The following is a 5787-nucleotide window of genomic DNA, read 5'->3' as shown; positions in this document are numbered from 1 at the left end:
GTCGGCGGTTTCGATGTCCGCGACTGGGGCCGGCGGCCGGTGCGGGCCCCTCATCACACCGCCTCGGCGGCGGCCCTGGCGGGCGGCGGCACCACGCCGCGGCCGGGCGAGATCTCGCTCGCTCACAACGGGGTGCTGTTTTTGGACGAGCTGCCGGAGTTCGACCGGCAGGTGCTCGAGGTGCTGCGCGAGCCGCTCGAGTCCGGCCACATCAGCATCGCGCGGGCGAGTCTGAAGGCGCAGTTCCCGGCGCGCTTCCAGCTGGTGGCGGCCATGAATCCCTGCCCGTGCGGCTACCTCGGCGACCCCGCCGGCCGCTGCCGGTGCACGCCCGAGCAGGTGCGCCGCTACCGCGCCCGCCTGTCGGGGCCGCTGCTCGATCGCATCGACCTGCACGTGGAGCTGCCGCCGGTGGCGCACGAACTGCTGCTGGCGCAAGACCATGTCGGCGCCGAGCCGTCGGCCGCGGTGCGCGAGCGGGTGCTGGCGGCGCAGCGGCGTCAACTGGCACGGGCCGGCTGCCTGAATGCACGCCTGGATGCCGGCGCGCTGCGCCGGCAGGCGCCTCTTACCGAGGCACAGCAACAGTTCCTGGCGCGCGCCATCGGCACCTTGGGGCTGTCCGCGCGCGCCACGCACCGCGTGCTGCGCATCGCCCGCACCTGCGCCGATCTCGCCGGCAGCGACGGGCTGGAGCTCACGCACCTGGCCGAGGCGCTGCAGTACCGTCTGCTCGACCGGCGCGCACCGGCTGCTTATTGACTTGCGTCCGGCGCGGACTAGAATGCCGACAAGCCCTTCCGTTCTTCCTCCTGCGGCTTGGCGCAAAGCCGCAGCCCCGCGGGCAGCCATCGCCTGACCACCACTTCCAACGCGTAGCGCGATTCATGAGCGAACACGTCAAACACGTCACCGACGATTCTTTCGAGCAGGACGTTCTGCAGGCACCGGGTCCGGTGCTGGTCGATTACTGGGCCGAGTGGTGCGGGCCGTGCAAAATGATCGCGCCGGTGTTGGACGAGATCGCCCGGGAATACGCCGGGCGACTGACGGTGGCCAAGCTGAACGTGGACGAGAACCCCAAGACGCCGCCGCGCTACGGCATTCGCGGCATCCCGACCCTGATGCTGTTCAAGGGCGGCAACGTGGAGGCCACCAAGGTGGGCGCGCTGTCGAAGTCGCAGCTGGCCGCCTGGCTGGATAGCAATCTCTGATTGCGATGCCTGCGCGGTCAGCCTCGCCCGGTGACGGTCGACAGGGCCTCGGTGCAAGCGCCGGGCACCCGGCCGCGGTTCGTGCACGGCGGCCGAATCGTTTCTGACTGGCGGGCGCGCGGCGGTTGATCGCGCCGCCCAGCCGACGACAACAACAACACGCCCACTTCCAGGTTCCGCATTCCCGGTCCGTCCCCCGGACTGCTTCTCCAACCCCGCCGCCCTTTACGCCGCCGCGGCGCATCCCGTCAAACGCAACCAATACCTATGAATCTGACTGCGCTGAAACAAACGCCGGTGGCCGAACTGGTGGCCATGGCCCAGGAGGCTCGCCTGGAAGGCGCGGCTCGCCAACGCAAAGAAGAAATCATCTTCGCGCTGCTGAAGGCGCACGCCAAAAAGGGCGAGGACATCTTCGGCGAAGGCGTGATGGAACTGCTGCCGGACGGCTACGGGTTCCTGCGCTCGAACACCAACTCGTACCTGGCGAGCCTGGACGACATCTACGTGTCGCCAAGTCAGATTCGGCGCTTCGGGCTGCGCACCGGTGACACCATCTCCGGCAAGATTCGCCCGCCCAAGGACGGCGAGCGCTACTTCGCGCTGCTGAAGATCGATCAGCTGAACTTCGAGCCGTTGGAAGCGGCGCGCAACAAGATCCTGTTCGAGAACCTGACGCCGCTGTTCGCCGACGAGCGCTTCACGCTCGAGCGCGGCAACGGCACCACCGAGGACATCACCCCGCGCATCATCGACATGGTGGCGCCGATCGGCAAAGGCCAGCGCGGCCTGATCGTGTCGCCGCCGAAGGCCGGCAAGACCATGATGCTGCAGTCGATCGCCCACTCGCTGACCGCCAATCACCCTGAAATCTACCTCATGGTGCTGCTCATCGACGAGCGCCCGGAGGAGGTCACCGAGATGCGCCGCACGGTGCGCGGCGAGGTGATCGCCAGCACCTTCGACGAGGCCGCCACGCGCCACGTGCAGGTGGCCGACATGGTGATCGAGAAGGCCAAGCGCCTGGTCGAGCACAAACGCGACGTGGTGATCCTGCTCGACTCGATCACGCGCCTGGCACGCGCCTACAACACCGTCATCCCGTCCTCGGGCAAGGTGCTCACCGGCGGCGTCGACGCGCACGCGCTCGACAAGCCGAAAAAGTTCTTCGGTGCCGCGCGCAACATCGAGGAGGGCGGCAGCCTCACCATCATCGCCACCACGCTGGTCGAGACCGGCTCGCGCATGGACGACGTGATCTACGAGGAATTCAAGGGCACCGGCAACATGGAGATCCACCTCGAGCGCAAGATCGCCGAGCGGCGCATCTTCCCGGCCATCAACATCAACCGCTCCGGCACGCGTCGCGAGGAGCTGCTGATGAAGCCGGACGAGGTGCAGAAGGTGTGGATCCTGCGCCGGCTGCTGGCTTCCATGGACGAGGTGGCGGCCATGGAGTTCCTGCTCGAACGCCTGAAGAACACCAAGAGTAACGCCGAATTCTTCGCCTCCATGAAGGCGTGATTTTCCTGCCAACCCCCGAGGACTTGCCCCGTGAAGACGCCCGTCCGTATCGCCGTCACCGGCAGCGCCGGCCAGATCGGCTACGCGCTGCTGTTCCGCATCGCCGCCGGTGACATGCTCGGTCCCGACCAGCCGGTCATCCTGCAGCTGATCGAGGTGCCGCAGGCCATGAAGGCGCTGGAAGGGGTGGTGATGGAGCTGCGCGACTGCGCCTTCCCGCTGTTGGCGGACATCGTCGCCACCGACGATGTGAACGTCGGCTTCAAGGACGCCGACTATGCCATCCTGGTCGGAGCCCGGCCGCGCGGGCCCGGCATGGAGCGCAAGGACCTGCTCGAGGCCAACGGCGCCATCTTCACCGTGCAGGGCAGGGCCATCAACGACCACGCCAGCCGTGGCGTCAAGGTGCTGGTGGTGGGCAATCCGGCCAACACCAACGCGCTGATCGCCAGCCGCAGCGCGCCGGATCTGGACCCGCGCCAGTTCACCGCCATGACGCGCCTGGATCACAACCGCGCCATCAGCCAGCTGGCCGCCAAAACCGGCAAGCCGGTGTCGGCCATCCGCCGCATGACGGTGTGGGGGAACCATTCCTCCACGCAGTATCCGGACATCTCGCACGCGCTGGTCGATGGCCGCCCGGCCACCGAGCTGGTGGACCAGGCCTGGGTGGAGAACGATTTCATCCCCACCGTGCAGCAGCGCGGTGCCGCCATCATCGCCGCTCGCGGCGCGTCGAGCGCGGCGTCGGCGGCGTCGTCCGCCATCGACCACATGCGCAGCTGGGCGCTGGGCACGCCGGCCGGCGATTGGGTCAGCATGGCCATCCCGAGCGACGGCAGCTACGGCATCGCGCCAGGCGTCGTCTACTCGTATCCGGTCACCTGCCGCGACGGTCGCTACGAGATCGTGCAGAACCTGCCGATCAGTGCCTTCAGCCGGGCGCGCATGGATGCCACCGCCAAGGAGCTGTTCGAGGAGCGCGACGCCGTCAAGCACTTGCTGTGACGGTGCGGGCGGCGTCGCCGCGCCGGCGCCGCCCCAGACTTGCCCGGCAAAGCGCTTTGGCCTATCCTGCGCGGCCCGCCGAGCGCCCCAACCGAACCGAAGATCGCGCCATGAAACCCGACATCCATCCCAAATACGAACCCGTCACCGTCACCTGTAGCTGCGGCAACACCTTCCAGACCCGCTCGGCGCTGGCCAAGCCGGAACTGCATGTCGACGTGTGCTCGAGCTGTCATCCGTTCTACACCGGCAAGCAGAAGGTCGGGGACCGGCGCGGCCGGGTGGAGCGCTTCAATCGCCGCTACGGCAGGGCTTGATGCCCGGCCGGCTCGCCGGCCTGTGTCGCAAAGGGCGCCTGCTGGCGCCCTTTGCGTTTCTGGCGGCGCTGGCGTGGGTCGCTGCGGCCGCGGCCGGTTGCCGGCCGCCGAGCCGGCTCGAGTCGGCCACCGTGGCCAGTCACTACGACGGCGACACCCTGCGCCTGGCCGACGGCCGTCGCGTGCGCCTGCTCGGCATCGATGCGCCGGAAATGAATTACCACAAGGGCGCGCCGCAGCCGCTGGCCGGGCGCGCGCTGGACCGCCTGCGCACGCTGGCGCCCACGGGCGGCCCGCTGCGTCTGGCCTACGATCGCCAGACCCACGACCGCTACGGGCGTGATCTGGCGCACACCTTCCGCCCGGACGGCATCAACGTCGAAGAAACCCTGCTGCGGGAGGGTTTGGCGGTGACCTTCATCATGCCGCCCAACACGTCGCTGGCCGATTGCCTGCTGGCCGCCGAGCGCCAGGCGCGCCTGGCCCGGCGCGGACTTTGGGCGTTGCCGGCGTACAACCCGCTGCCGGCCGTGCGCGTGCCCGCCGACGGCAACTACCATGTGCTGCGCGGGCGGGTCACCAGCGCCCGGCGTCGCGGCGACTGGGTGCTGCTGAAGGTCGACCAGCGTGTACAGCTGCGCATCGCCCGCGCCGACTGGTCGGCCTTCGAACCGGCCGATCACCGCGCCTGGCGTGGCCGCACGGTGATCGCGCGCGGCAAAATCCAGTCCCGCAACGGTCGCCCGCAGCTGCGCGTATGGCATCCCTCGCAAATCGAATGGTCCTACTGAGCCGCCTGTTCCGGTCGCTGCTGCTCGCCAGCCTTGCCTGCTGTCTGCTCGGCGCCTGCGCCACCAATCCGGTCAGCGGCCGGCGCGAGGTGGCGCTGATGTCCGAGCAGCAGGAAATCGCCATCGGCCGGGACATGAACCCCAAGGTGCTGCAGGTCTACGGCAAGTACGACGATGCGGCCCTGCAAGCCTATGTGCAGGGCGTGGGCGAGAAGCTGGCGGCGGTCAGCCACCGGCCGAACCTGGTTTACCGCTTCACGGTGGTCGATTCGACCGAGGTCAACGCCTTTGCGCTGCCGGGCGGCTACGTGTATGTCACGCGGGGAATCCTGGCATACCTGAACAGTGAGGCGGAACTGGCCGGCGTGCTGGGGCACGAGATCGGCCACGTCACCGCCCGCCACGCCGTGCGCCAGTACACCGCCGCCACCGCCGCCCAGCTCGGCATGACGCTCGGCGGCATCTTCGTGCCCGGCATGGGCAGCAATGTGGCGCAGAACGTGCTGGGCGTGCTGGGGCAGGCGCTGCTGAGCGGCTACGGGCGTGAGCACGAGCTCGAAGCCGACGGCCTGGGCGCCGACTACCTGGCGCGCGCCGGCTACGATCCACAGGCCATCCTGGGCGTGCTGCGTACGCTGAAGGCACAGGCCGATTACGCCACCGAGCAGGCCAAGGCCGAGGGCCGGCAGCCGCAGACCTACCACGGCCTGTTCGCCACCCACCCGGACGAGGACACGCGCCTGCAGCAAGTGCTCACCAAGGCGTCGTTCCTGGCGCCGGACCAGCCGGTCCCGGACGGCCGCGAGGTGTATCTCAAGCACATCGATGGCCTGGTCTACGGCGACAGCGCCGCACAGGGCATCCGCCGCGGCAACCGCTTCTACCACCGCGAGCTCGACTTCGCGCTCGAATTCCCCGCCGGCTGGCGGCTCG

7 protein-coding genes are annotated in these 5787 nt (G+C 68.9%); all 7 read left to right on the top strand.

All coding sequences use genetic code 11. The annotated features are described in order from the left end of the window. On the top strand, positions 1-762 hold a 762-nt coding region (locus PHC73_RS10845), incomplete at its 5' end, for an ATP-binding protein (protein ID WP_300127908.1). A 125-nt stretch (positions 763-887) separates the two neighbouring features. Beyond that, positions 888-1214, top strand: a complete 327-nt coding sequence (gene trxA, locus PHC73_RS10840) for a thioredoxin TrxA (RefSeq protein ID WP_300127905.1) — start codon at positions 888-890, stop codon at positions 1212-1214. A gap of 267 nt (positions 1215-1481) precedes the next feature. Further along, complete coding sequence (rho, locus tag PHC73_RS10835; RefSeq protein WP_300127902.1) at positions 1482-2738, top strand: transcription termination factor Rho; 1257 nt, start codon at positions 1482-1484, stop codon at positions 2736-2738. 30 nt (positions 2739-2768) lie between these two features. Beyond that, positions 2769-3746, top strand: coding sequence for a malate dehydrogenase (locus PHC73_RS10830; RefSeq protein WP_300127899.1), 978 nt, complete (start codon positions 2769-2771; stop codon positions 3744-3746). A 110-nt stretch (positions 3747-3856) separates the two neighbouring features. Then, positions 3857-4063, top strand: a complete 207-nt coding sequence (gene rpmE / locus PHC73_RS10825; RefSeq protein ID WP_300127896.1) for a 50S ribosomal protein L31 — start codon at positions 3857-3859, stop codon at positions 4061-4063. Further along, the gene (locus PHC73_RS10820; RefSeq protein WP_300127893.1) at positions 4063-4854 is read left to right on the top strand and encodes a thermonuclease family protein; all 792 of its coding nucleotides are present in this window, start codon (positions 4063-4065) and stop codon (positions 4852-4854) included. The genes rpmE and PHC73_RS10820 overlap by 1 nt, the downstream gene beginning before the upstream one ends. Beyond that, positions 4842-5787 (top strand): M48 family metalloprotease (locus PHC73_RS10815; protein WP_300127890.1); only part of this gene is annotated, 946 nt, incomplete at its 3' end. The genes PHC73_RS10820 and PHC73_RS10815, both read left to right, overlap by 13 nt.

Origin of the sequence: Immundisolibacter sp. (assembly GCF_028696615.1) — a bacterium.
GTDB lineage: Bacteria > Pseudomonadota > Gammaproteobacteria > Immundisolibacterales > Immundisolibacteraceae > Immundisolibacter.
The sequence above is the reverse complement of the archived record's forward strand: the minus strand, read 5'-3'. Positions and strand labels throughout refer to the sequence as shown.

What these genes read in the sequence shown, in the direction of transcription:
- trxA (WP_300127905.1), top strand. Translation starts at nt 888, where the DNA reads ATGAGCGAACACGTCAAACACGTCACCGACGATTCTTTCGAGCAGGAC.
- rho (WP_300127902.1), top strand. Translation starts at nt 1,482, where the DNA reads ATGAATCTGACTGCGCTGAAACAAACGCCGGTGGCCGAACTGGTGGCC.
- rpmE (WP_300127896.1), top strand. Translation starts at nt 3,857, where the DNA reads ATGAAACCCGACATCCATCCCAAATACGAACCCGTCACCGTCACCTGT.
- PHC73_RS10820 (WP_300127893.1), top strand. Translation starts at nt 4,063, where the DNA reads ATGCCCGGCCGGCTCGCCGGCCTGTGTCGCAAAGGGCGCCTGCTGGCG.